Source organism: Ancylobacter aquaticus (assembly GCF_004339465.1).
Classification (GTDB): domain Bacteria; phylum Pseudomonadota; class Alphaproteobacteria; order Rhizobiales; family Xanthobacteraceae; genus Ancylobacter; species Ancylobacter aquaticus.
Genome location: NZ_SMFY01000001.1, coordinates 247,449 through 272,161 on the forward strand (window position 1 = coordinate 247,449; position 24,713 = coordinate 272,161).

17 protein-coding genes are annotated in these 24,713 nt (G+C 69.3%); 12 read left to right on the forward strand and 5 right to left on the reverse strand.

Going from position 1 to position 24,713, the window contains the following annotated elements; translation table 11 throughout:
- Positions 1 to 26 precede the first annotated feature (26 nt).
- Positions 27 to 1,244, reverse strand: a complete 1,218-nt coding sequence (locus tag EV667_RS01280) for a polyhydroxyalkanoate depolymerase (protein ID WP_131834956.1) — start codon at positions 1,242 to 1,244, stop codon at positions 27 to 29.
- Between the two features lie 361 nt (positions 1,245 to 1,605).
- Between EV667_RS01280 and EV667_RS01285 the strand changes: the two genes are divergently transcribed.
- Positions 1,606 to 2,427, forward strand: coding sequence for a glutathione S-transferase (locus EV667_RS01285; RefSeq protein ID WP_131833531.1), 822 nt, complete (start codon positions 1,606 to 1,608; stop codon positions 2,425 to 2,427).
- A gap of 346 nt (positions 2,428 to 2,773) precedes the next feature.
- Here the strand turns inward: EV667_RS01285 and polA are convergent, their stop codons facing one another.
- Positions 2,774 to 5,734 carry a DNA polymerase I gene (polA, locus tag EV667_RS01290; RefSeq protein WP_131833532.1) on the reverse strand — a complete coding sequence of 987 codons (2,961 nt, stop codon included), beginning with the start codon at positions 5,732 to 5,734 and terminating at the stop codon, positions 2,774 to 2,776.
- 126 nt (positions 5,735 to 5,860) lie between these two features.
- On the opposite strand from polA, the gene truA reads away from it, so the two are divergent.
- Positions 5,861 to 6,613: a tRNA pseudouridine(38-40) synthase TruA gene (gene truA, locus EV667_RS01295; RefSeq protein WP_131833533.1), complete on the forward strand. Its 753-nt coding sequence runs from the start codon at positions 5,861 to 5,863 to the stop codon at positions 6,611 to 6,613.
- Between the two features lie 128 nt (positions 6,614 to 6,741).
- Here truA and EV667_RS01300 read toward each other — a convergent pair whose 3' ends face one another.
- Both EV667_RS01300 and EV667_RS01305 read right to left on the reverse strand, forming a co-directional pair.
- Positions 6,742 to 8,076, reverse strand: a complete 1,335-nt coding sequence (locus EV667_RS01300) for a dihydroorotase (RefSeq protein WP_131833534.1) — start codon at positions 8,074 to 8,076, stop codon at positions 6,742 to 6,744.
- 126 nt (positions 8,077 to 8,202) lie between these two features.
- Positions 8,203 to 9,303: a sensor histidine kinase gene (locus EV667_RS01305; protein ID WP_131833535.1), complete on the reverse strand. Its 1,101-nt coding sequence runs from the start codon at positions 9,301 to 9,303 to the stop codon at positions 8,203 to 8,205.
- 253 nt (positions 9,304 to 9,556) lie between these two features.
- Between EV667_RS01305 and EV667_RS01310 the strand changes: the two genes are divergently transcribed.
- From EV667_RS01310 to EV667_RS01350, 9 genes are all read left to right on the forward strand, one after another.
- A complete protein-coding gene (locus EV667_RS01310) occupies positions 9,557 to 10,372 on the forward strand; it encodes a Crp/Fnr family transcriptional regulator (RefSeq protein ID WP_131833536.1) in 816 nt (271 codons plus the stop codon).
- 83 nt (positions 10,373 to 10,455) lie between these two features.
- A complete protein-coding gene (locus EV667_RS01315; protein ID WP_131833537.1) occupies positions 10,456 to 11,334 on the forward strand; it encodes a TIGR01459 family HAD-type hydrolase in 879 nt (292 codons plus the stop codon).
- Positions 11,335 to 11,454: 120 nt separating this feature from the next.
- Positions 11,455 to 12,405: a bifunctional riboflavin kinase/FAD synthetase gene (locus EV667_RS01320; protein ID WP_131833538.1), complete on the forward strand. Its 951-nt coding sequence runs from the start codon at positions 11,455 to 11,457 to the stop codon at positions 12,403 to 12,405.
- Positions 12,406 to 12,644: 239 nt separating this feature from the next.
- The gene (gene ileS, locus EV667_RS01325; RefSeq protein ID WP_131833539.1) at positions 12,645 to 15,716 is read left to right on the forward strand and encodes an isoleucine--tRNA ligase; all 3,072 of its coding nucleotides are present in this window, start codon (positions 12,645 to 12,647) and stop codon (positions 15,714 to 15,716) included.
- Positions 15,694 to 16,224 carry a signal peptidase II gene (gene lspA, locus EV667_RS01330; RefSeq protein WP_131833540.1) on the forward strand — a complete coding sequence of 177 codons (531 nt, stop codon included), beginning with the start codon at positions 15,694 to 15,696 and terminating at the stop codon, positions 16,222 to 16,224. Before ileS ends, lspA begins: the two co-directional genes overlap by 23 nt.
- An 85-nt stretch (positions 16,225 to 16,309) precedes the next feature.
- Positions 16,310 to 16,993 carry a hypothetical protein gene (locus EV667_RS01335; protein WP_245515929.1) on the forward strand — a complete coding sequence of 228 codons (684 nt, stop codon included), beginning with the start codon at positions 16,310 to 16,312 and terminating at the stop codon, positions 16,991 to 16,993.
- 246 nt (positions 16,994 to 17,239) lie between these two features.
- Positions 17,240 to 18,631 (forward strand): M16 family metallopeptidase, encoded by a 1,392-nt coding sequence (locus tag EV667_RS01340; RefSeq protein WP_131833541.1) that lies wholly within the window; start codon positions 17,240 to 17,242, stop codon positions 18,629 to 18,631.
- Positions 18,628 to 19,992: a M16 family metallopeptidase gene (locus EV667_RS01345; protein WP_131833542.1), complete on the forward strand. Its 1,365-nt coding sequence runs from the start codon at positions 18,628 to 18,630 to the stop codon at positions 19,990 to 19,992. The genes EV667_RS01340 and EV667_RS01345 overlap by 4 nt, the downstream gene beginning before the upstream one ends.
- A 227-nt stretch (positions 19,993 to 20,219) precedes the next feature.
- Positions 20,220 to 21,281: a hypothetical protein gene (locus EV667_RS01350; RefSeq protein ID WP_245515931.1), complete on the forward strand. Its 1,062-nt coding sequence runs from the start codon at positions 20,220 to 20,222 to the stop codon at positions 21,279 to 21,281.
- A 184-nt stretch (positions 21,282 to 21,465) separates the two neighbouring features.
- On the opposite strand, the gene EV667_RS01355 is transcribed toward EV667_RS01350, so the two are convergent.
- Positions 21,466 to 22,236, reverse strand: coding sequence for a TetR/AcrR family transcriptional regulator (locus EV667_RS01355; protein WP_131833544.1), 771 nt, complete (start codon positions 22,234 to 22,236; stop codon positions 21,466 to 21,468).
- Positions 22,237 to 22,813: 577 nt separating this feature from the next.
- Here EV667_RS01355 and EV667_RS01360 point away from each other — a divergent pair.
- Positions 22,814 to 24,697, forward strand: coding sequence for a potassium transporter Kup (locus EV667_RS01360; protein ID WP_245515932.1), 1,884 nt, complete (start codon positions 22,814 to 22,816; stop codon positions 24,695 to 24,697).
- Positions 24,698 to 24,713: the final 16 nt, after the last annotated feature.

Genomic DNA, 24,713 nt, shown 5'->3' on the forward strand with positions numbered 1-24,713 from the left:
AAGGCCCTGGGGCAGGGCCCCTTCCCTCACGCGTCGGCGGCGAGGATGTGGTTGCGCACCAGCGGGTAGACCTGGCCCTTCCAGCGGCGGCCCGAGAACACGCCGTAATGGCCCACGCCGGCCTGCATGTGGTGGCGCCGCAGATGCGGGCGCAGGCCGGTGCAGATGTCCTGCGCCGCGACCGTCTGGCCGACGGCGCAGATGTCGTCGCGCTCGCCCTCCACGGTGAGCAGCGCGGTGCGGCGGATGGCGTGGAAATCGAGGCTGCCGCCGCGATAGGTGAGCACGCCGCGCGGCAGCTCGTGCTGCTGGAACACCTTGTCGATGGTTTCCAGAAAGAACGCGGCATCGAGGTCGAGAACGGCGAAATACTCGTCATAGAAGGTCTTGGTGGCGCCGGCCTTTTCGTGCTCGCCCATGGCGAGATCCTCGAACAGCCCGACATGCGCCTTCACATGGCGCTGCAGGTTCATCGCCATGAAGGCACTCACCTGCAGGAACCCCGGATAGACCCGCCGCCCCGCTCCCTTGTAGCCGGGCGGCACGGTGGCGATGAGGTTCTGCTCGAACCATTCCATCGGCTTGGACGTGGCGAGCTCGTTGACCTTGGTCGGGTTGATGCGGGTGTCGACAGGCCCGGCCATCAGCGTCATCGAGAGGGGCTGGGCGGGGTTGTTCTCCTGCGCCATCACCGCGCAGGCGGCGAGCACCTGCACGCAAGGCTGGCACACCGCGAGCACATGCCCGCCCGGCCCCATTTCCTCCAGGAAGCGCACGACATGGCCGACATAATCGTCGAAGCCGAAGCCGCCGGCGGACAGCGGCACGTCGCGGGCATTGTGCCAGTCGGTGATGTAGACGTCGTTCTCCGGCAGCAGCGTCTTCACCGTGTCCAGCAGCAGGGTGGCGAAATGGCCGGACAGCGGGGCGACGACGAGGAGGCGCGGCTGCTTCTGCTCGACATCCTTGGCGAAATGCACGAGCGAGCCGAAGGGCAGGGTGAGCACCACCTCCTCGCGCACCTCGACCTCGCGATTGCCTGAGGTGACGGTGCCGATATCGAAGGCCGGCCGCTCGTGGCTGAGCCCGGCGCGCTCGATCATCTCGAAGGTGGCGGTGAGGTTGCGCAGCAGCGGCGTGTCGCCGAAGCCGCCCAGCGTGCCGATCATCTGGCGCGAGAGGCGCGCGGCCAGGCGGATCGGATCTAAGAGGTCGGACTGGGCCTGATAGGCGGCATAGATCATCGGCGGGGGATCTTCCGGCACAGGGACTTGCCGCAAAAGCCCTCGGGGCGGCAGCGCGATCGGCGACGGTCTGGGCGACGAGAGGTCATGCGCGCTCCGGCAGAAGGTCCACATGCGGCGTGCGGTGCGGGGCGCACGGTTCGCCGGCACTGAGGCCTGCCGCATCCATCCTAGAGCGGATGCAAGGCCGCTGCCAAGGCGGTTGCAGAGTAGGACGGCGCGCGGCTCTCTCCTCCCCGGCGTGCGCGGGGGATGCCGGGGCGAGCGGGGCGCGCGTAACACGCCCGTCAGGAATGGCACGAAGTGTGATTGCGGTTGCGGGGCCGTATCGTCTACGCCCCGCCGGAACAGGAAGCCTGCCATGCCCGCGCCGACCAAGACCTCCAAGCCGAACGTCACCCCCGCCGCGCGCGGGACGACGAAGGCACCGGCGAAGGGTGCAGGCAGCAAGGAAGGCGCCAAGGCAGGCATCAAGGCCGTTGCGAAGCCGGCGAAGGCGGCCGCGGTGCTTGCCCCCGAGGTGGCCGAACCTGCAGCGGTGCTGATCATCAGCAGCAAGAACTATTCGTCCTGGTCGCTGCGCGGCTTCCTGCTGTGCCGGCTGGCGGGTCTCGATGTGGCGGAGGTGGCCGTCTCCGCCGACGACCCGGCGATCCGCGCCGAGCTGCTGCTGCAATCCTCGTCCTTCCTGGTGCCGCGCCTCGACCATGAGGGGCTGCGCATCTGGGACACGCTGGCCATTGCCGAATATCTGCACGAATGGGCGCCAGAGGCCGGGCTTCTGCCTAGGAACCGCGCAGCGCGGGCGCATTGCCGTTCCATCTGCGGCGAGATGCATTCGGGCTTCGCCAATCTGCGCTCGGCGCTGCCGATGAACCTCAAGGCGCACCATCCCGGCTTCAAGGTGTGGGCCGGCGCGCAGGGCGACATTCTGCGCATCGTCACCATCTGGACCGAGTGCCTGAAGACCTATGGCGGGCCGTACCTGTTCGGTGCGGCGCCGACCATGGCGGACGCGATGTACGCCCCGGTCTGCGCACGCTTTACCACCTATGACGTGCCGCTCGACCCCGCGAGCCGGGCCTATTGCCGGACCATGCTCGCCTTGCCCGCCATGCAGGAATGGCTGGCGGCGGCTCTGGCGGAGCCGGACGAGATGGAGGAACTGGACGTCGAGTTCTGAGGGGGGGCGCGGGGCCAGGGAAGACGTCATCCCGGACGGCCGCAAGGCCGATCCGGGATCGCTCTCAGAATAAGCCGGCCCGCGATCCCGGCTCTCGCGGCGCTCGGCCGGGATGACGGCCTTGCCGCCACCCCTACGGGCCCCCGCAGGGCCGACGGCCGCTCTTCAGCGCTCATCCTTCGAGGCTCGCTGCGCTCGCGCCTCAGGATGACGGTGCTCTCGTGGGACGAGGCTGCCGTCATCCCGGACGGCGGCAGGCCGATCCGGGATCGCTCTCAGGCGCGAAGCCGGCACGCGGTCCCGGCTCTCGCGGAGCTCGGCCGGGATGACGGCGTGTCAGAGCCCCTCAGTGCGCCTCGTCCCAGTTCTCGGCGGCGCGGGCGTCGACCTTCAACGGCACCTTCAGAGCCACGGCGGGGAAGGGGGCGAGTTCCATCACCTCGCGCACCACGGGGATGGTGGCGGCGACCTCGTCATCCGGCACCTCGAAGATGAGTTCGTCATGCACCTGCAGCAGCATGCGGGCGGAAAGCCGCGCACTCGCCAGCGCGCCGTCCATCCGCACCATGGCGCGGCGGATGATGTCGGCGGCCGAACCCTGCAGACGGGCATTGATCGCCGCGCGCTCGTTGAAGGCGCGGATCGACGGGTTCTTGGCCGTGATATCCGGGTAGTGGCAGCGCCGGCCGAACAGCGTCTCGACATAGCCATGCGCGCGGGCGAAGGCGCGGGTTTCGTCCATATAGGCGCGGATGCCGGGGAAACGCTCGAAATAGCGCTTGATATAGGCGCCCGCCTCCTCGCGCGGGATCGAAAGCTGGTTGGCCAGCCCGAAGGCCGAGATGCCATAGATGATGCCGAAATTGATCGCCTTGGCGCGCCGGCGCACCTCGCCCGGCATGCCCTCGATCGGCACGCCGAACATTTCCGACGCGGTCATGGCGTGGATGTCGAGCCCGTCCTGGAAGGCCTGGCGCAGCGAGGGGGTGTCGGCGATCTCGGCCAGCAGCCGCAATTCGATCTGCGAATAATCGGCCGAAATCAGCTTGTGGCCGGGGGCGGCAATGAAGGCCTTGCGGATCTTGCGGCCTTCCTCGGAGCGCACCGGGATGTTCTGCAAATTCGGCTCGGAGGAGGAAAGCCGGCCGGTGGTGGTGGCCGCCAGCGCGAAGGAGGAATGCACGCGCCCGGTCTCGGGGTGGACATAGGAGGGCAGCGCGTCGGCATAGGTGGATTTCAGCTTCTGCAGCTGGCGCCAGTCGAGGATGCGGCGGGGCAGTTCGTGCCCCTGCTCGGCCAGTTCCTCCAGCACGTCGGCGCCGGTGGACCACGCGCCCGTGGGGGTCTTGCGCCCGCCGGGAATGGCCATCTTGCCGAACAAGATGTCGCCGAGCTGCTTGGGCGAGCCGGGGTTGAAGCTCTCCCCCGCCATCTCGGATATATCGGCCTCCAGCCGGCCCATGCCTTGCGCGAATTCGCCTGACAGCCGCGAGAGCATCTGCCGGTCGATCATGATGCCGCGCGCTTCCATGCGGGCGAGCACGGCGACCAGCGGCCGCTCCAGCGTCTCGTAGACGCCGGCCTTGCCTTCGCTGGCGAGGCGGGGCTTGAGCACCCGCCACAGGCGCAGCGTGACGTCGGCATCCTCGGCGGCGTATTCGCTCGCCTTGTCGAGCGGGGCGCGGTCGAAGCGGATCTGCCCCTTGCCCTTGCCGCACACCTCCTCGAACTTGATCGGGGTGTGGCCGAGCCAGCGCATGGAGAGCGGGTCCATGCCGTGCGGCGAGGCGCCGGCGTCCAGCACATAGGAGAGCAGCATCGTGTCGTCGTACGGGCCGACCTCGATGCCGACGCGCTTGAGCACCAGCCAGTCATATTTGAGGTTCTGGCCGATCTTGAGGACGGACGGGTCCTCCATCAGCGGCTTAAGGACAGCAAGCGCGTCGCGCGGAAAAATCTGGCCGGGCAGCAGCCCCTCGCTGAACAGGCCTTCGTCGCCGCCCTTGTGGGCGAGCGGGACATAGCAGGCCTCGCTCGGTGCGGTGGCGAGCGAGAAGCCGACCAGTTCCGCCTGCATCGGGTCGAGGCCGGTGGTCTCGGTGTCGACGGCGACGACGCCGATCTCCGTGGCGCGGGCGACACATTCCTGGAGGCGGGCGAGCGACATCACCGTCTCGTAGCGCGAGCGGTCGACCGGGGTGTTGCGGGCTTCCGCCTGACGCGCGGCGGCGAGCGCCTGCGGGGTGAAGCCTTCCGCCGCGCTCGGCGCATCTTCCAGCGGAACCGCCGTCTCGCGCGTGTCCGGGTCGAGCCCGGCGGTGAGCAGGGCGGTCTCGTTGCCGCCCGCCTTCAGGCCGGGATCGGGCTCGATGGCGGCGATGTCGATCTCGTACGCCTCGCCGACGCGGCGGGTCAGCGTGGTGAACTCCATCGCCTTGAGGAAGGCAATGAGCTTGCGGCCCTCCGGCTCGATGACGGCGATGTCGTCGAGCGGCACGTCGAGCGGCACGTCGCGCTTCAGGGTGACGAGCTGGCGCGACAGCCGGGCCTGGTCGGCGAATTCGATCAGGTTCTCGCGGCGCTTGGTCTGCTTGATCTCCTCGGCGCGGGCCAGCAGCGTGTCGAGGTCGCCATAATCGGCGAGCAGCTGGGCGGCGGTCTTCACCCCGATGCCGGGCACGCCGGGCACGTTGTCCACCGAATCGCCGGCCAGCGACTGCACGTCGATTACCTTGTCCGGGGTGACGCCGAATTTCTCGAACACCTCCTCGATGCCGATCGCCTTGTCCTTCATCGGGTCGTACATGCGCACGAGGCCATCGACGAGCTGCATCAGGTCCTTGTCGGAGGAAATGACGGTGACGTGGGCGCCCTTCGCCTTGGCGATCTCGGCATAGGTGGCGATGAGGTCGTCGGCCTCGAAGCCGCTCTGTTCAACGCAGGCGAGGTCGAAGGCGCGGGTGGCCTCGCGGATGAGCGGGAATTGCGGGCGCAGATCCTCCGGCAGCTCCGGGCGCTGCGCCTTGTAGAGCGGGTAGATGTCCTTGCGGAAGGTCTGCTCGGACTTGTCGAACACCACGGCGAGATGGGTCGGCTTCGGCTCGAATCCGCCGCCGTTCTGCCCGGCCCGCACCAGCTTCCACAGCATGTTGCAGAAGCCTGCCACCGCACCCACCGGCAGCTTGTCGGAGGAGCGGGTGAGCGGGGGCAAGGCGTGATAGGCGCGGAAGATATAGGCCGAGCCGTCGATCAGGACGACATGGTCGCCGGAACCGACGGTTTGATCAGGGGCATCATGGGCGGGCATTGCGGGCTCCGTTTCGGGCCGCACGATGCCCCCGGCGGTGCGCCGGGGCAAGGGGGACGGGATGAGGGTGGGCTGGGAGGGCGTCCGCGCAGGTGACGGCGCCGCCATCCGGCGCTACAGAGCACCATGCCGCGCTACAAGCTCACCATCGAATATGACGGCACGCCCTTTGTCGGCTGGCAGATGCAGGCGGCGGGCTCAACCGTGCAGGGTGTGCTGGGCGAGGCGGTGCGCCGCTTTTCCGGCGAGGTTGCGGTGGTGCACGGCGCCGGCCGCACCGATGCCGGGGTGCACGCCACCGGGCAGGTCGCCCATATCGAACTGGCCCGCGAGTGGAAGCCGGACACGGTGCGCGACGCGATGAACGCGCATCTGCGCCCGCATCCCGTCGCGGTGCTGGAGGCCGAGCGGGCGGACGAGGATTTCCACGCCCGCTTCTCCGCCACCGGGCGGCGCTATGTCTACCGCATCATCGCCCGCCGCCCCGACCTGGTGCTGGAGCGCAACCGGGCGTGGCGGGTGCAACGTCCGCTCGATGCCGGGGCGATGGCGCTGGGCGCCTTGCGGCTGGTGGGGCGGCACGACTTCACCACCTTCCGCGCCATTGGCTGCCAGGCCGCCTCGCCGGTGAAGACGCTGGACCGGCTGGAGGTGGAGACCGTGCCGCTGGAGGGGCCGGGGGTGGAGATAAGGGTGCACGCGCAGGCGCGCTCGTTTCTCCACCATCAGGTGCGCTCCATGGTCGGCACGCTGGTGAAGCTGGGCGAGGGCGCATGGACGCCGGACGACGTCACCGCCGCGCTGGAAGCCGCCGACCGCATCCGCTGCGGCCCGATGGCGCCCTCGGCCGGGCTATATTTGGCGGAAGTGACCTATTGAGGGGGCGTGCCTCAACGCCGGCCTGCCGGCCGGCACCTCAGCATGACGGATTTTTCCTCGCTGCTGATACGCCGTCATCCTGAGGTGCGCGCACAGCGCGCCTCGAAGGATGGCCTGGAGGCGTCGCCTCACCCCCGCGCCAGCGTCTCCAGGAAGCGGATGGCCTCGCCCTGCGCCGGGGCGACGAGTTCGCCTTCCCACATGACGCGACGGCCGCGGATGAGCGTGCCGACCGGCCAGCCCGTGACCTCGACCCCGTCATAGGGGGTCCAGCCGGCCTTGGAGGCGATCCATTCGTTGCGGATGGTTTCGCGCCGCTTCATGTCGACGATGGTGAAGTCGGCGTCATAGCCCACCGCAATACGGCCCTTGGTGGCGATGTTGAAGATCCGCGCCGGGCCGGCGCTGGAGAGGTCGACGAAGCGTTCCAGCGTCAGGCGGCCGGCGTTCACATGGTCGAGCATGGTGGGCACGAAGGTCTGCACCCCGGTCATGCCGGACGGGCTCGCCGGGTAGGGCTTGGCCTTTTCCTCCCGCGTATGGGGCGCGTGGTCGGAGCCGAGCACGTCGACCACGCCCTCGGCCAAGCCGCGCCACAGCGCCGCCTTGTGGCGGGCGTCGCGCACCGGCGGGTTCATCTGCACCAGCGTGCCGTGCGAGGCGTACCAGGAGGCGTCCATGGTGAGGTGATGGGGCGTCACCTCCACCGTGGCGACATCCTTCTGCTGGCGCAGATACTCGATCTCCTCCTGGGAGGTGATGTGCAGCACGTGAACCCGCTTGCCCTCGCTGCGGGCGAGGGTGACGAGGCGGGTGGTGGCGGTCAGCGCCGCGATCTCGTCGCGCCACACCGGGTGCGAGGACGCGTCGCCCGGCACGCGCAGGCCCTTGCGTTCTTCCAGGCGCGGCTCGTCCTCGCAATGGAAGGCGGCGCGGCGGCGGATGACCTTGAGGATGGCGCGCACGCCGGGATCGTCCGCCACCAGCAGCGAGCCGGTGGAGGAGCCGATGAACACCTTGATGCCGGGCACGCCGGGCAGCATTTCGAGTTCGGGCAGGTCCTTCACATTGTCATGCGTGCCGCCGACGAAGAAGGCGAAGTCGCAATGCATGCGGTGATGGGCGCGGGAGAGCTTGCCCTCCAGCGCCTCGGCCGAAATGGTCAGCGGGTTGGTGTTGGGCATCTCGAACACGCCGGTGACGCCGCCCATGACGGCGGCGCGGGAGCCCGATTCGAGGTCTTCCTTGTGGTCGAGGCCGGGCTCGCGGAAATGCACCTGGGTGTCGATGACGCCCGGCAGCACGTGCAGGCCGGTGCAGTCGATCGTCTCGCCCGCCTGTGCCGGATCGAAGCTGCCGATGCCAGCGATCCGACCCCGGCTGATGCCGACATCGCGGGCGCCGGTGCCGTCCTGGTTCACCACCGTGCCGCCCTTGAGGAGAAGATCGAACGTCTCAGTCATGGCTGCCCCGCCGGTGAGAGATGGACCCGCCGCCCGCAGGCGCGCGGTGTCGCTCTTACGCCAAAAGGCGCCTCAGGTGAACGCCGAAAGGGCTGTCGGCGGCGCCGGGTGGGGACGGCTTGAGGCTCAGATGACGGCGAACTGGACCCGCACCGCCGTGCCGCGGCTGGGTTCCACCCGGTTGGCAAGCTCCACCTTGCCGCCGAGCTGGGCGGCGAGGCTCTGGATGATGCGCCAGCCGAGCCCCTCGCTGCGCGAGAGGTCCGCATCCGGCGGCAGGCCCCGCCCGTCATCGGCGACGGTCATCTCGTATTTGTCTGTTCCGCAGGGCAGGACGGTGATGGCGATCACCCCGGCATCGGCGTCGACGAAGGCGTGCTTGAGCGAATTGGTGACGATCTCAGCCACCAGCATGGAGAGGGTGGTGAGCTGGGTGACGCTCAGCGGCAGGTTGGGCGCGTCCACCGTGCAGCTTATGCCCGTCGCGCCGGAGGCGGTGACGAGATCGCAGCAGAGCTGGCTCAGATACTGGTCGGTCGGCAGGTCGAGGCGCTCGGGCGCGTAGAGCTGGCGGTGAATGCGGGCGATGGTGTCGAGCCGCGAGCGTGCCTCGTCCAGCGCGGTGATCGCCTGCCGCGCATCCTGCCCCACCTTGCGCTTCTGCAGGGTGAGCAGGGCGGCGACGAACTGCATGTTGTTGGCGACGCGGTGCTGCAGCTCCTGGAACATGGTGCGCTGGCTCTCATAGAGCCGGGCGGAGGTTTCCTTCTCCGTGCGCAGCCGGTCGGCGGCGCTGAAGGTGAAATGGATCAGCGTGATGTCGATCGCGGCGATGACGGCGAAGAAGCCGAGCGCCATCAGCGACTGGCCGTCCACCCGCATGCCGTTGGCCGGGCCGATGAAGAAGAACCAGGCGGCGAAGGCGGAAAGCGCCGCGCAGGTGATTCCCGGCCGCAGCCCACAGAAGAAGGTGGAAAGGATCACCGCCGGAAAGAAGGTGAGGAAGGGAAAGCCGGGTGGCAGCACGCCGTCCACCGCGAAGCGCAGGGCCAGCGACACGGCGAACATCGCCACCCCGACCGCGTCGGCCAGCCAGGGATGGCGGCGCAGCGGCTGGGCGGCACGCACCAGCGACCAGAAGAGCGAGCCGTCCCCGCGCCCCTGCGCGACCGATTTGCTCTCTCCAACGATGTCAGAGTCCCGCGGACGGGCCACGCCGTCAGTCATGGGCGAAGGCCGCACGGGCAGTGCCGGTCGCGAAAGGCCGGCACCCGGCGCGGGCGGCCGCTCCCCGGTCTAACGGTATCTGCGCCGGATGGCCCGCCGTGGAAGTCGCATGCATTAACCGGACTCCCTAACGCGCTGCCATGTCCGCTGGTGCGCGAGTGTGCCTGTTTGTACCTAACTCGTCATCCGAGTTCTGTCCGCTTGTGAACATTTCTCCGGCCCGTGCGTTAAGGCGGCAAAAGGGGAGAGCATCATGCGCGTCGACACCAGCGAAGAAAGCGGCGGCAACGGCGTCGCCGTCACCTCGTCGGGCGGCAACAACCTGCTTGGTGCCTTGCGCCCGGCCGATTTCGCCCTGCTGCGCGGCCATTTGCGCCGGATCGACCGGCCGGCCGGCGCCGTGCTCTACGAGCCGGGCGACGATGTGCGCCATGTGTATTTTCCCTGCGGGCAGGCGCTGTTGTCCTTCATGGTGCTGCTGGAGGACGGGCGGCAGGTGGAAATCACCAGCATCGGCCGCGAGGGCGCGGTGGGCGGCATCGTCAGCCAGGGAAGGCTGCCGGCCTTTTCCCGCGCCGTGGTGCAGATGGGCGGGCCGCTGCTCAAGCTCGACGGTGGCGAACTGGAGCGGGCCAAGGAAACCTCGCCGCCGCTGCGCAACCTCTTTGCCCGTTATGCCGATTGCCTGCTGGCGCAGGTCTTCCAGTCCGTCGCCTGCAACGCCACCCATTCCATCGACCAGCGCACCGCCAAATGGCTGCTGGCCGCCTATGACCGCACCGGCGACGAAACGCTGAGCCTCACCCAGGAGCAGCTGGCCGCCATGCTGGCGGTCGGCCGGCCCTATATCAGCCGGGTGCTCGGGCAGATGAGGGAGGCCGGCGCGGTCGAGCCGCTGCGCGGGCGCATCCGCATTGCTGCTCCCGACCGGCTGCGCAGCCTGTGCTGCGGCTGTCACCAGGCGGTCAAGCGCCATTTCGACGAGGTGCTCGGGGGCGTCTATCCCCGCGCCAACGAGGTGGCCGGCCACGGCATGGTCATCACCAACGGCCCCTCCTTCCGCCCCTGAGGCCGGTGCCGGACGCCGCGTGCAGCCCTGCCCTGCCGGGGCGGGCCTTGTGCGCGGCGCGCACCCATGGCAATCGCCACCGCATGGAAATTGACAGCGCCCCGCCCCTCGTTTCGTCCTTCGCCACGCTGGCACCCCGCTACGACCTCGTCCTGTGTGACGTGTGGGGCGTGCTGCACAATGGCGTCCTCGGCTCGCAGGCCGCCGCCGAGGCGCTGATACGTGCGCGCGAGGGCGGCGCCACGGTGATCCTCGTCTCCAACGCTCCGCGCGAGCCGGAAGGCGTTGCCCGCATTCTCGACGGTTTCGGCGTTCCCCGCACTGCCTACGACGCCATCGTCACGTCGGGCATGGTGACGAGCGCGCTGCTGGCCGGGCGGCCGGGCGTGAAGATGTGGCATCTCGGCCCCCAGCGCGATCTCGGCATCTATAAGGGGCTCGACCTCACGCAGGCCTCCTTCGAGGAGGCCGAACTGATCGTCTGCACCGGCCTGTTCGACGACACGGTGGAAACGCCGGACGATTATGCCGACATGCTGGCGGCGGCGCGCGAGCGTGCGCTGCCCTTCATCTGCGCCAATCCCGATATCGTGGTGGAGCGCGGCGGCGACCTGATCTGGTGCGCCGGCGCCATCGCCGAAGCCTATGCGGAACTGGGCGGCGAGGTGGTGTTCTGCGGCAAGCCGCACCGCCCGATCTACGAGACGGCCTTTGCCACCGCCGAAAAGCTGCGCGGGGCGCCGGTGGAGCGGGCGCGCACCCTTGCCATCGGCGACGCGCTGCGCACGGATCTGGCCGGCGCGCTGGGCTATGGCATCGACTGCCTGTTCGTCGCGGCGGGCATCCATGCCGGCGAGCTCGGCCTTGAGCATGGCGCCGAGGTCGAGCCGCGCGCCCTCGCCCGGCTGCTCGCCGACGGGCCCGGCCGCCCGACCGCCGTCACCACGCGCCTCGCCTGGTAGCGCGCGCCGTCTCCCGCCGCGCACTCCCACATTGACGCCGGGGCGGGACGGGGCCACTTAGCAGGCGAGCTTATCCGGGCCCGCCGCCGGCGGACGCCCTTTCCGTTGCCTAGCGCTGACATGACCCACGCCGCCGCCACCCCGCACCCTTTCCCCGTCCTGCGCAAGGACGACGCGCTGCCGCCCGAGCTCGCCGGCCCCGTGGTCGCCATCGGCAATTTCGACGGCGTGCATCGCGGCCACCGGGCCGTGATCGGCACCGCCATCGACCAGGCCCGCTCGCTCGGCCGCCCGGCGCTGGCGGTGACGTTCGAGCCGCACCCGCGCGCCTTCTTCCGTCCCTCCGAGCCGATCTTCCGCCTGACCCCCGAGCCGATGAAGCTGCGGCGCCTCTCGGCGACCGGGCTCGACGGGGCGGTGGTGCTGGCCTTCGACGCCGCGATGGCGGGCCGCGAGGCCGAGGATTTCGTCGCCGAGATCCTCGTCGGTCGGCTCGGCGTTTCCATGGTGGTGGCGGGCTACGATTTCCACTTCGGCAAGGCGCGCGGCGGCTCGCCGCTGTTTTTGCGCGAGGCTGGGCGGCGTCATGGCTTCGGGGTGGAGATCGTTGCGCCGCTGCTCGACGAGGGCGCCCAAATCTCTTCCAGCGTCATCCGCGCCGCGCTGGCGCAGGGCCGCGTCGAGCAGGCCGCCCACATGTTGGGCGCGCCGTTCGAGATCGAGGCCGAAGTGATCCACGGCGACAAGCGCGGGCGGGAACTGGGCTACCCCACCGCCAATATGCGGCTCGACCCGGCGGTGACGCTGGCGCACGGGATCTACGCGGTGACGGTCGAGATCGACGGCGTGCGCCACAAGGGCGTTGCGAGCTTCGGCCGCCGCCCGACCTTCGATGATGGCGCGCCACGGCTCGAAACGTTCATCTTCGATTACGCCGGCGACCTCTATGGCCGGGTGCTGCCCGTCGCCTTCCACGCCTGGCTGCGGCCGGAACTGAAATTCGACGGAATCGACGCGCTGATCGCGCAGATGGACATCGACAGCGCCAAGGCGCGGGCGGCGCTGGGGTAGTAAGAGCCAGGGTTTCGGCCAAGGATTGTCAACGCTGGGTCCCGGCTCGGCACTCCGCCTGCGGCGTCGCTGGGCCGGGATACCGTTTCCCGGACAAGGTGCGCGAAGCGCACCGCCGATCCGGGACCCAGCGTTGGGACTGCGCGTAGCGGCTTAACCGACTTGACCGCCAGCCGTCCCCTCCCTTGCACGCGCAAGCCGCTGCGCTTAAACCGGGCGGCGATGGCAAGGAGCGCGTCATGACGAGCCGCAACAGCGATGGTCGCAACGGGAACGAGCCCGCCGGGGAACCGGCCGGCGCGGGAACGGCGCATGATTATTCCGCGACCCTGTTCCTGCCGCAGACCGATTTCCCCATGCGCGCCGGACTGCCGCAGCGCGAGCCGGAGCTGCTGGCGCGCTGGGAGCGGATCGACCTTTACGGCCAGCAGCGCAAGGCGGGCGAGGGCAAGCCGCGCTTCGTGCTGCATGACGGCCCGCCCTATGCCAATGGCAACATCCATATCGGCCACGCGCTGAACAAGATCCTGAAGGACGTGGTGGTGCGCTCGCAGGGCGCGCTCGGCCACGATTCCAACTATGTGCCGGGCTGGGACTGCCACGGCCTGCCGATCGAGTGGAAGATCGAGGAACAGTACCGCGCGCGGGGCAAGAACAAGGACGAGGTGCCGGTCGTCGAGTTCCGCCAGGAATGCCGCAGCTTTGCCGAAGGCTGGATCGACGTGCAGCGCGCCGAGTTCAAGCGGCTCGGCGTCGAGGGCGACTGGTCGCACCCCTATGTGACGATGAGCTATGACGCGGAAGCGCAGATCGCCCGCGAGATCGTGAAATTCGCCGGCAATGGCCTGCTCTATCGCGGCTCCAAGCCGGTGATGTGGTCGGTGGTCGAGCGCACCGCGCTGGCCGAGGCGGAGGTCGAGTATCACGACCACACCTCGTCCACGATCTTCGTCAAATTCCCCGTCACCGGGTACCGCAAGAGCGCGGCGACCGCCGGCGGACTGCCCAAGGGGCTGGAGCCGGCGAGCGAAGCGGCCGACATCCACCTGTTCCCCTCCTATGAGGGCGCCTCGGTCGTCATCTGGACGACGACGCCCTGGACCATCCCCGGCAACCGCGCGATCGCCTTCTCGCCCAACGTGACCTATGCGGTCTACGAGGTGACGGAGGCCCCGCACGACAACTGGGCCAAGGTGGGCGAGCACTTCATCCTTGCCGACAAGCTGGCGGAAGAGGTGTTCAAGGCCGCCCGGGTGACGGGCTATGAGCGCCATCGCGAGGTCGACCCGACGCATCTGGTCTGCGCCCATCCGCTCAAGGGCGTCGAGGGGGCGAGGGACTATTTCGACTTCTGCGTGCCTGTCGTGCCCGGCGACTTCGTGACCGACGACACCGGCACCGGCTTCGTCCACATCGCCCCCGGCCACGGCGCCGACGACTTCAACCTGTTCATGTCCGCGCATCTGGGTGAGGTGCCACACACGGTGGGCCCGGACGGACGCTATTACGACCATGTGCCGCTGTTCGCCGGCGCCCGCGTGATGGACGACAAGGGCAAGGACGGCGACGCCAATGACGCGGTGATCAAGGCGCTGGCGGGGGCCGACAAGCTGATCGCCCGCGGCCGGCTGAAGCACCAGTACCCCCATAGCTGGCGTTCCAAGGCGCCGATCATCTTCCGCAACACGCCGCAATGGTTCATCGCGATGGACAAGGACATTGCGGCGGCGGACGGCTCGACCCATGCCGGCGACACGCTGCGGGCGCGCGCGCTCGGCGGCATCGCGCAGGTGCAGTGGGTGCCCGCCTCGGGCCAGAACCGCATCACCGGCATGATCGAGAACCGGCCCGACTGGGTGGTCTCGCGCCAGCGCGCCTGGGGCGTGCCGATCGCCGTCTTCGTGCGCGACCGGGGCGACGGCACGGTGGAAATCCTGCGCGACAACGCGGTCAACCAGCGCATCGCCGACGCCTTCGCGGCCGAGGGTGCCGATGCCTGGTACCAGGAAGGCGCGGCCGCCCGCTTCCTCGGCAACGACCACGACCCGGCCGAGTGGTCCAAGGTCGACGACATTCTCGACGTGTGGTTCGATTCAGGCTCCACCCACGCCTTCACGCTGGAAGTGCGCGACGATCTGAAGGTGAACCGCGCCTTTGCCGGCGGGCCGGACCGGGTGATGTATCTGGAAGGCTCGGACCAGCACCGCGGCTGGTTCCATTCCTCGCTGCTGGAGAGCTGCGGCACGCGCGGGCGCCCGCCCTATGACGTGGTGCTGACCCATGGCTTCGTGCTCGACGAGCAGGGCCGCAAGATGTCGAAATCGGTCGGCAACGTGGTGGCCCCGCAGGAGGTGATCAAGAACTCCGGCGCCGACATCCTGCGCCTGTGGGTGTGCGCCTCCGACTATTCCGACGATCTGCGTATCGGCGCTGAAATCCTGAAAACCACGGTCGAGACCTATCGCAAGCTGCGCAACACGCTGCGCTGGCTGCTGGGCTCGCTGCACCATTACCGCGAGGCCGAGCGCGTCGCCTATGCCGACATGCCGGCGCTGGAGCGCATGGTGCTGCACCGGCTGGCCGAGCTCGACGGGACCGTGCGCGAGGCCTATGCCGCGTTCGACTTCAAGCGGGTGCACGCGGCGCTGACGGCGTTCATGACCAGCGAATTGTCGGCCTTCTATTTCGACGTGCGCAAGGATGCGCTCTATTGCGACCCGCCCTCCTCGGTGACGCGGCGGGCGTGCCTCACCGTGCTGGACGAGGTGTTCGCCCGCCTCGTCGTGTGGCTGGCGCCGATCCTTCCCTTCACGGCGGAGGAGACCTGGCTGGCGCGCTTCCCCTCCGAGACCGGCTCGGTGCATCTCGCCACCTTCCCCGACACGCCGGCGAAATGGCGCGACGACACGCTGGCCGACGAGTGGCGCAAGATCCGCCAGGTGCGGCGCGTGGTGCTCGGCGCGCTGGAAGTGGAGCGCGCGGCCAAGCGCATCGGCTCCAGCCTGGAGGCGGCGCCGGTGGTGCATGTGAGCGACGCCAACCTGTTCGCGGCGGTGAGCGCGGTGGACCTCGCCGAAGTGTGCATCACCTCCGACGCGCATCTGATGCCGGACGAGGGCCCGAAAGACGCCTTCCGCCTGCCCGACGTGCCGGGCGTGGCGGTGGTGCCGAACCGGGCGACGGGCCACAAATGCGCCCGCTCGTGGAAGATCTCGCCGCTGGTCGGGACGGATGCGGACTATCCCGACGTGACCCCGCGCGACGCCATGGCGCTGCGCGAACTCGCCCATGCACGGCGGGCGGCGGAATGAGCGGCGCCCCGTGAAGCTGCGCCTCGCCGGCCCGTTCACCCTTTACGGCGGCGCCTTCGCGCTGGCGGCGCTGGTCGCCGATCAGGCGTCCAAGCTCGCCGTGCTGCACGGGGTCGCTTTCGGCCCCGACGGCATCGTGCCGGTGACACCCTTTCTCGACATCGTCTGGGCGTGGAACACCGGCATCAGCTACGGGCTGTTCTCGCTGGGGGCGGAGGGCTGGTGGATTCTCGGCGGGCTGAAAGTGGCGGCCGCCCTGCTGTTCTGGCTCTGGCTGGCGCGCATCGACAACCGGCTGGAGGCGGCGGCGCTGGGGCTGCTGATCGGCGGCGCGCTGGGCAACGCCATCGACCGCGCGGCCTATGGCGCGGTGTTCGATTTCATCTCGCTGCACGCCTTCGGCTTCTACTGGTACGTGTTCAATCTCTCCGATGTCGCCATTGTTGCCGGAGTGGGCGTGCTTTTGTATGCTTCCTTTTTCGGGGGCGCCGCAAAATCGCCGCCCTGAGGTGAGATCGGATCTTCCGCACGCTTGAGCGGTCGCGCGGGGGCGGCATCTCGCCCGCCTCACCCGACCGGCAGGAGACGACCGGATGACGAAACGAGTTCATGCCACACGCGCCGCGCTTCTGCGGGGTGCCCTGGTCTGCACGATGGTCGGCGCCTTCGCCAGCGGCCCCGCCTTCGCCAATGACGATCCGCCGGAGATGAACCTCACCGGCCAGCTGCTCACCGGCCTCGGCCTGGTGGCGCCACCCCCGCCGAATATCGACTACCGCGAGCGCGCCCCGCTGGTGGTGCCGCCGACCGGCGACATTCTTCCGCCCCCGCGCGACGCCACGGCCATCTCGCAGAACCCGGCCTGGCCGAAGGACCATGACGAGATCGCCCGCGAGCAGGCGGAAAAGACCAACTGGTCCGAAGCCTGGGAATCGATCGCCCGCGACGGCAACACCAATTCGCGCACCCTCACCCCGGCCGAGCTCGACAAGGGCTACAGGGCCGGCAAGGCGACGGGTTCCGGCTTCAACAACCGGCGCACCAACGACGACAACCGCCTCTCGCTCAACCAGCTCGACTTCTTCGGCTGGGGGAACAAGAAGGCCGAGGAATCCGTGCCGTTCGAGGGCGAGCCGGACCGGGAATCGCTGGTCCAGCCGCCACCCGGCTACCAGACGCCCGCGCCCGGCGCCAAATACGGTGTCGTCGCCGACCGTCCGGAAGACAAGGACTGGAAGATGCCGGCCTGGTTCGACCGCAGCCAGCCGAACAAGTGACCGCCTGACGACGCGGGAGGCCCTCGCGCCGCGCCTCTTGCGGCGACGAACCCGGCCGCGCCGGCCCCTGCCCTGATGCGGGGCTCTCACTTCGCGGTGAAGCGCATGCGCCGCGCGTCGCGTCGCGCACGCTTCGTCGCTACATTGTGCAGCGATCCCCGCCCTGCGTGGCCCGCTCCCGGGCCGCGCGCCTCCGGCGCCATACGGGCGGCCGCCGAAACGGATGAAGCTGTGACTGGAAGAATCATGCCCGCTCTGATGCTGCTGGCCGGCGCCGCCGCCGGCCTCGCCACGGCCCCCTCGCGCGCCGACGCTGCCGAGGTATCGGAATTCACCCTCGGCAACGGCCTGCAGGTGGTGGTGGTGCCCGACCATCGGGCGCCCGTCGTCACCCACATGGTGTGGTACCGGGTCGGTTCGGCCGACGAGCAGCCCGGCAAATCAGGCATCGCCCATTTCCTCGAACATCTGATGTTCAAGGGCACCGCCACCCACCCGGCGGGTGAGTTCTCGCAGGTGGTGGCCAAGCTTGGCGGGCAGGAGAACGCCTTCACCTCGCAGGACTACACCGCCTATTTCCAGCGCGTGGCCAAGCAGAATCTCGGCACGGTGATGGGCTTCGAGGCCGACCGCATGACCGGGCTGGTGCTCACCGACGAGGTGGTGCTGCCCGAGCGCGACGTGGTGCTGGAAGAGCGCCGCATGCGGACCGACAACGACCCCGCCTCGCAGCTCTCCGAGGCGGCGCAGGCGGCGATGTTCGTCAACCACCCCTACGGCCATCCGATCATCGGCTGGGAAGACGAGATCCGGCAGCTGAACCGCGAGGACGCGCTCGCTTTCTACCGCCGCTTCTACACCCCCAACAACGCCATCCTCGTGGTGGCCGGCGATGTCGAGCCGGAAGAGGTGAGGAAGCTCGCCGAGGAGACCTATGGCAAGGTCGCCCGGCGCGCCGAGACCGCCGAGCGGGTCCGCCCGCAGGAGCCGCCGCCGCGCGCCGAGCGCCGCCTGACGCTGGCGGACGGGCGCGTGGGCCAGCCGAGCCTGTCGCGCAGCTACCTCGTGCCGTCCTATCGCGGCGACAAGCAGGAAAGCGCCGCCCTCGACGTGCTCTCGCAGGTACTGGGCGGCGGTTCGACCGGCCGGCTCTACCGCTCGCTGGTGGTCGACAAGGCGGTCGCCGCCAATGCCGGGGCTTGGTACCAGTCCACTGCGCTCGACGATACCCGCTTCGGCCTCTCCGTCACCCCCCGCCCGGAGGTGACGATGGAGGCGCTGGAAACCGCGCTCGACGAGACCATCGCCGCGCTGGCGAAGGACGGGCCGGACCCGGCGGAACTGGAGCGCGCCAAGACGAGGCTGGTGGCCGAGGCGATCTATGCCCAGGACAACCAGGCGACGCTGGCGCGCATCTATGGCGCGGCGCTCGCCACCGGCTCCACCGCGCAGGACGTGCAGATCTGGCCCGATCTGGTGAAGGCCGTTACCGCCGAGCAGGTGCGCGACGCCGCCCGCCGCTGGCTGGTGCCCGCCCGCGCCGTGACCAGCCAGCTGCTGCAGGTCAAGCCCGCCCCGGCCGCCGTCCTGCCCGAGCCGGGCGCCGACAAGGCGACCCCGGCGGAGGACCGCTCGTGACCGGCGGCGCCGTTCAGCGGCGCTTCGGCGTTTCCCGTTCCCTCCTGTCCCTCGCTGCGGCCACGCTCATGACAATCGCCCTTGCCCCCGCCTCCCTCGCCCAGTCCGAGACCACCCGCATCCAGCGGGTGATCAGCCCGGGCGGCATCGAGGCCTGGCTGGTGCACGACACCACCCTGCCGCTGGTGGCGATGGAGATCGCCTTTCTCGGCGGCGCGGCGCAGGACCCGGCGGAAAAGCCCGGCGTCGCCAGCCTCACCTCCTCGCTGCTCGACGAGGGCGCCGGCGATCTCGATTCCCGCACGTTCCAGGACCGGCTGGCGGAGAAGGCGATCGAACTGCGCTTCGACGCCTCGCGCGACAGCCTCGGCGGTTCGCTGCGCACCTTGTCGGAGAATGTCGACGACGCCTTCGCGCTGATGGCGCTGGCGGTGAACGCGCCGCGCTTCGACGACGAGGCGGTGGAGCGCATCCGCCAGGGCCAGCTTGCCCAGCTGCGCCGGCGGCTGAACGACCCCTCGTCGCTCGCCAGCCTCGGCTGGTCGGCCGCCGCCTTCCCGGGCCATCCCTATGGCCGCCCGGTGGCCGGCACGCTGGAGAGCGTGCCCGTCATCAGCCGCGACGATCTGAAGGCCTATGTCGGGCGCACCATTGCCCGCGACAATCTCAAGATCGCCGTGGTCGGCGACATCACGGCGGAGAAGCTCGGCCCGGCGCTCGACGCCATGTTCGGCGCCCTGCCGGCCAAGGCCCAGCTGACCCCGGTGCCGGACGTGGAGCCGCGAGGCCTCGGCACCGACGTGGTGAAGACGCTCGACGTGCCGCAGACCTCCATCGTCTTCGGCGGCATCGGCCTGAAGCGCGACGACCCGGACTTCATCCCCGCCTTCGTGCTCAACCATATTTTCGGCGGCTCGGCGTTTTCCTCGCGCCTGTTCAGCGAAGTGCGGGAAAAGCGCGGGCTGGCCTATTCGGTTTACAGCCACCTCGCCCCGCTCGACCACGCGGCGCTGATCCTTGGCGGCACGGCGACCAAGAACGAGCGCGCCGGCGAGAGCGCGGATCTGATCCGGGCGGAATATCAGCGCCTGCTCACCGTCGGCCCGAGCGCGGAGGAGCTGGAGGACGCCAAGAGCTACCTCATCGGTTCCTTCGCCCTGCGCTTCGACAGCTCGGCCAAGGTCGCCTCGCAGCTGCTGCAGATCCAGATCGACAATCTCGGCATCGACTATATCGACATCCGCAACCAGCTGGTGGCGGCGGTGACGCTGGACGACGTGCAGCGCGTGGCGGCGCGGCTGGACAAGCATCCGGCCCTGCTGTTCAGCCTGGTGGGCAAGCCCGAGGGGCTGACCCAGTAACGGCTTGCCGGCACCGCGCGGGCGTTTGCGCGCCCCGCCTCGGCGCGGAAGCTTGACGGGAGGGCGTCAGGGCATGTTCCCTGTCGGCGATCCCCTGCTATAAGAGCGTCCGTGAACGTATGGGTTCAGCACGGCCATCCGGCGCCGCGGGGGAAGGCGTCGGGGTTCATCCAGCCGCCACGGCGGGGAGTATGCGTATGGGTATCGGGGACGTTGGGAGCCGGAACGTGGGGATCGGCGACGGTTTGAACGGCGATGTGGTGGACAAAGCCGCCGGCCGCATCAGGCGCGCGCGGTCGCATGCCGGACGCGCCCGCCAGTGGCTGGCGCTCCCGGCGCTCGCTCTCCTGCTGGCGGGTTGCGCCGGCAACGGCATTGGCGGCGGTGACGGCAATGACGGCCCGATGGGCGCCGGCAATGCGGGCGACCAGGGCGTTTTCGGCTCGTCCATGGAAACCACGACCGTGGCCCCGACCGCCGGCACGGCAGCGGTCACGCCCGGTGTCGCCGATGCCTCCGATTTCACCTGCCCGCCGGTCCAGGTGCGGGCCGGCGCGGCGGCCTGGCAGGTGACGGAACCTTCCGATGGCGGCGTGCGCTATCAGGCGACGCTCGGCCAGTTCTCGCGCGAATGCCGCTTCACCTCCCCCGAGATGAACATGCGCGTCGGCATCCAGGGCCGGGTGCTGCTCGGCCCCAAGGGCGGCCCGGGCAAGCTCACCGTGCCGATCCGCCTCGCCGTGGTCGAGGAAGGCCCGGCACCGAAATCGGTGTGGACCAAGTTCTATTCCGTGCCGGTGGAAGTCGGCGCCGGCGTCATGCAGGTCGATTTCGGCCTGGTGGCCGACGACGTGAACTTCCCGCTTCCGACGCCGGGCCTGTCCGAGCGCTATATCGTCTATGTCGGCTTCGACCCGCAGGGGAAGGAAGAGAAGCCCGTGCGGGCGCGTCCGACCACCCCGCGCGCCCAGCCGCAGGCCCAGCAGGCGCCACGCCCGGCGCCTGCCGCCACGGCGGCGCCGCGCGCGACACCCGTGGCGACGCCCGCGCCAAGCACCACGCCGCGCCAGATTACGCCCGCCGCCAGCGCCGCGCCGCGCACCAGCCCCTCGGCACCGAGCGCCACGGTGCAGACCGCGCCCGCCACCCCGGCGCCGGCAACGCCCGCTCCTGCGGCGGCGGCTGCCACACCGGCACCGGCCGCCAGCGCGCCCGCACCGTCTCCTGACAACAGCCAGACCCAGTGGATCGGGGCTCCGGCGCCTTCCACCGGCGGTTTCTCGCAATAGAGACCATGTCGATCAGGTGGAATGACCTGATCGACATGACAGGGCCGGCAATCCCGGCTGGAAAGCAGTGTCCGATCGGCTGGCCGATGCGCTTGCATGGCGGGCTGATCGGCGCGTGCTCATTAATCAACAAACTGGAGCATTCTCTCGTCGCGAAAGTCTGCCAATTTTCGCGGAAAATGCTCTAGCCGGCGCTGGCCGGCGGAGGGAAGGGCGCCCCGGCGAGTTCCGTGCCGTAATGGGCGCCAATGGCGGCCCGGCTCGTGCCGAAGGCACCGAGGAAGGAGCCCACCGTCTGGTCCACCACATTGCGGATCGTCGCGGCGTCCGGGCGGGTATTGTCGCCGAACAGCATCGGCATGATGAGCTTGCCCTGGCACCCCAGCATGAACTGCCAGGCGGCCATTTCGACATCCTCGATGACGAATTCGCCTTGCGCGATCTTGGCGCGCAGCCAGCCGGACAGCCGGGCAACCCCGGCCTCCTGCCCCGCCTGCATATAGGCGCGGCCGATATCGGGCAGTTTCTCCCCGACGCCGATCACCATCCGCACCGTGCGGATATGGCCGGGCTCCAGCATGGCGTGGATATAGCGGCAGGCGAGCCCCCGCAGGGTCTCCACGGTGGGGCCGTCGGGATCGAGGTCGAAGCAGGCTTCGGCGGTGCGCTTGCATTCATCCGTCACCAGGGCGGTGAACAGGTTCTCCTTCGAGTCGAAATAGACGTACAGCGTCCCCTTCGAGACGCCGGCAGCCCGCGCGATTTCGCCCATGCTGGCGCCGTCGAAGCCCGACGCGAGAAAGACCTCCCGTGCGCCGCGCAGGATCTGGCCCTGCTTGGTGGGGGGGCTGCCGGAGGCGCTGGGCGCCGATTCCCCGGGTTCCGACTCGGCGTGCTGTTCGCCGGCCGGCCGGCGCTCGATCCGTTGATGGGCGAAGTCCGGTAATGAGGCCATGAACAATCTGATGAGAATGAGCAATTACGACTTAGTCGCAACTTTAGTTTGAAGTGCCGGGCACATTTAATCAACGCGGCAGGTGGCCCGGGAGAGACGGTCAAACAAATTGACCGAACGGTTCAGTCGATGTTGCTCGCGGGCATGGAACCGTTTATTGATCCAGACGCGCCAGCGGGTCTGGTCTCAAGGAGCCCGCAAGCCTTTGGACAACACAGGCCCGCTGGTAGAGGGAGGGGGATTAAACCGCCCCCCCCATCCCCCTCCCTCATCTCCGATTGTGAGTGCACTATCGGTCTTTTCGTGTGTCTTCACATTCGCGTGGGCGTCAGTGCTGACGATCTAAAGGCCGCCCCGAGACAGCGCTTGGCGTCGGTAGCGCGGCGGAGTATTGCTGCGACGCCCCCCGATGCCACGGCATTGCCCCGCGCGAATCCGGCCCTCATGCTTCGTCCCGCCGCCTTTTCTCTGTTGATCGCCTGCCCCGCCCGCGCGCTCGTCGCCGGCCGGCCGGGTCCTGCCGGCCGGTTCCGTCCCGGTTCGCCCTGTGGCGGTGCGGATGGCGAGCGGGGGGCCCATGGCTGAGCGCCGCCCCACCGGCCGCCGGGCGCTTCCCTTCGCCGCCGAGATGGCGGCGCTGGGGGTGGTGTTCGGCGATATCGGCACCAGTCCGCTCTATGCCTTCAAGCAGGGGCTCAACGCGGTGGGCGGGCCCGGCATTGCCGATGCCGACGTGTTCGGCCTGCTGTCGCTGATCACCTGGGCCATCATCCTCTCCGTCACCCTCAAATACGTCATGCTGGTGCTGCGGGCGGACAATGACGGCGAAGGCGGCATCCTCGCGCTGGTCACGCTGCTCGACCTGCAGCGCTCGGCCAATGGAAGGCGCCTGTTCCTGCTGGTCGCCGGCCTCATCGGCGCCGCCATGCTCATTGGCGATGGCGTGCTGACCCCGGCTATTTCGGTGCTCTCGGCCATTGAGGGGCTGGAGGTGATCGCGCCTGCGCTCGACCACTGGATCGTCGCTGCCACGGTGCTGGTCATCCTGCTCGTCTTCATTTCGCAGCGCGCGGGCACCGAACGCATCGGCGCGCTCTACGGGCCGGTGATGCTGGTCTGGTTCCTGTCGCTGGCCGCCCTCGGCCTCCACGGCATCGTCGAGGCGCCGCAGGTGCTGGCGGCGTTCGACCCGCGCCACGGCATACTGATCCTCGCCGACCATCCACTGCTGGCGGGCGCCATTCTCGGCGCCACCTTCCTCGCCATCACCGGCGGCGAGGCGCTCTATGCCGATCTCGGCCATTTCGGCCGGCCGGTCATCGCCCGCGCCTGGCTCTTCGTCGCCATGCCCGCCTTGCTGCTCAACTATTACGGCCAGGGCGCCCATGTGCTGGTGCACCGCGAGTCGGTGCGCAATCCGTTCTACGATCTGGCGCCCGACATGTTCGAGGTGCCGCTGCTGATCCTCGCCACGCTGGCGACGGTGATCGCCTCGCAGGCGATCATCACCGGCGTGTTCTCGCTGGCCAAGCAGGCCATCGAGCTCGGCTACCTGCCGCCGATGCGCATCCGCTACACCAGCGAGCGCAACGACCAGCACATCTATGTCGGCCGGCTCAACTGGATCATGATGACGGCCTGCGCCGCCATCGTGGTGTCCTTCGGCTCGTCCGACCGGCTGGCTTCCGCCTATGGCATCGCGGTGGCGATGGCGATGGTCTCGACCACCATCCTGTTCGTCGCCTATGTCCGCCGGCGCTGGCAGTGGCCCTGGCCGGCGCTGGTGGGCCTTGCCGGCGGGCTGGCGGTGATCGACCTGTCCTTCGCCGCCGCCAATCTCACCAAGCTGCACGATGGCGGCTGGCTGCCCGTGACCATCGCCGCGCTGGTGCTGGTCATCATGGTGTCCTGGCGCCGCGGCCTGGAAGGGCTCGGCATCCAGCAGCGCCGCTTCACCGAGCCGCTCGACGAATTCGTCGCCCGGGGCCGCCCGGCGGGCTGCGCGGTAAGCCCGCGCACCGCCATCTTCCTCTCGCGCGGCGGCGCCGTGACGCCGGTGGCGCTGGGGCGCGTGTCGGAGCTGCTCAACGTGCAGTTCACCCGCGCCGTCATCGTCTCGGTGTGGATCGCCTCGCGCCCGCGCGTGCCGGTGGACGAGCGGGTGCGGGTGCTGCCCCTCGATTCCGCCCATCTGCGCGTCGATGTGCGCTTCGGCTACATGCAGCAGATCGACGTGCCCGCCGTGCTCGGCCCCGCCCTCTATGCCCAGGGCATCGACCCCGACGAGGCGGTCTACGTCATCGGCCACGAGCGGGTGATGCCGCCCGACGACATTCAGGGCGTGCGGGACGTGCTCGCCCACGTCTTCGCCTTTCTCGCCCGCAATGCCGAGCGCTCGGTCGACCGCTTCGGCCTGCCGCGCCCGCGCACCATCGAGATCGGCTACCCGGTCCGGCTCTAGTGGAGCGCGACCCGCC

Excerpts from the sequence above, each read along its gene's own strand:
- EV667_RS01340 (WP_131833541.1), top strand. The coding sequence starts at position 17,240 with ATGCCCGCTCTGATGCTGCTGGCCGGCGCCGCCGCCGGCCTCGCCACG.
- EV667_RS01320 (WP_131833538.1), top strand. The coding sequence starts at position 11,455 with ATGACCCACGCCGCCGCCACCCCGCACCCTTTCCCCGTCCTGCGCAAG.
- EV667_RS01360 (WP_245515932.1), top strand. The coding sequence starts at position 22,814 with ATGGCTGAGCGCCGCCCCACCGGCCGCCGGGCGCTTCCCTTCGCCGCC.
- EV667_RS01335 (WP_245515929.1), top strand. The coding sequence starts at position 16,310 with ATGACGAAACGAGTTCATGCCACACGCGCCGCGCTTCTGCGGGGTGCC.
- EV667_RS01285 (WP_131833531.1), top strand. The coding sequence starts at position 1,606 with ATGCCCGCGCCGACCAAGACCTCCAAGCCGAACGTCACCCCCGCCGCG.
- EV667_RS01315 (WP_131833537.1), top strand. The coding sequence starts at position 10,456 with ATGGAAATTGACAGCGCCCCGCCCCTCGTTTCGTCCTTCGCCACGCTG.
- EV667_RS01310 (WP_131833536.1), top strand. The coding sequence starts at position 9,557 with ATGCGCGTCGACACCAGCGAAGAAAGCGGCGGCAACGGCGTCGCCGTC.
- EV667_RS01280 (WP_131834956.1), bottom strand. The coding sequence starts at position 1,244 with ATGATCTATGCCGCCTATCAGGCCCAGTCCGACCTCTTAGATCCGATC.
- lspA (WP_131833540.1), top strand. The coding sequence starts at position 15,694 with ATGCACGGCGGGCGGCGGAATGAGCGGCGCCCCGTGAAGCTGCGCCTC.
- EV667_RS01300 (WP_131833534.1), bottom strand. The coding sequence starts at position 8,076 with ATGACTGAGACGTTCGATCTTCTCCTCAAGGGCGGCACGGTGGTGAAC.
- EV667_RS01355 (WP_131833544.1), bottom strand. The coding sequence starts at position 22,236 with ATGGCCTCATTACCGGACTTCGCCCATCAACGGATCGAGCGCCGGCCG.
- polA (WP_131833532.1), bottom strand. The coding sequence starts at position 5,734 with ATGCCCGCCCATGATGCCCCTGATCAAACCGTCGGTTCCGGCGACCAT.
- EV667_RS01305 (WP_131833535.1), bottom strand. The coding sequence starts at position 9,303 with ATGACTGACGGCGTGGCCCGTCCGCGGGACTCTGACATCGTTGGAGAG.
- ileS (WP_131833539.1), top strand. The coding sequence starts at position 12,645 with ATGACGAGCCGCAACAGCGATGGTCGCAACGGGAACGAGCCCGCCGGG.
- truA (WP_131833533.1), top strand. The coding sequence starts at position 5,861 with ATGCCGCGCTACAAGCTCACCATCGAATATGACGGCACGCCCTTTGTC.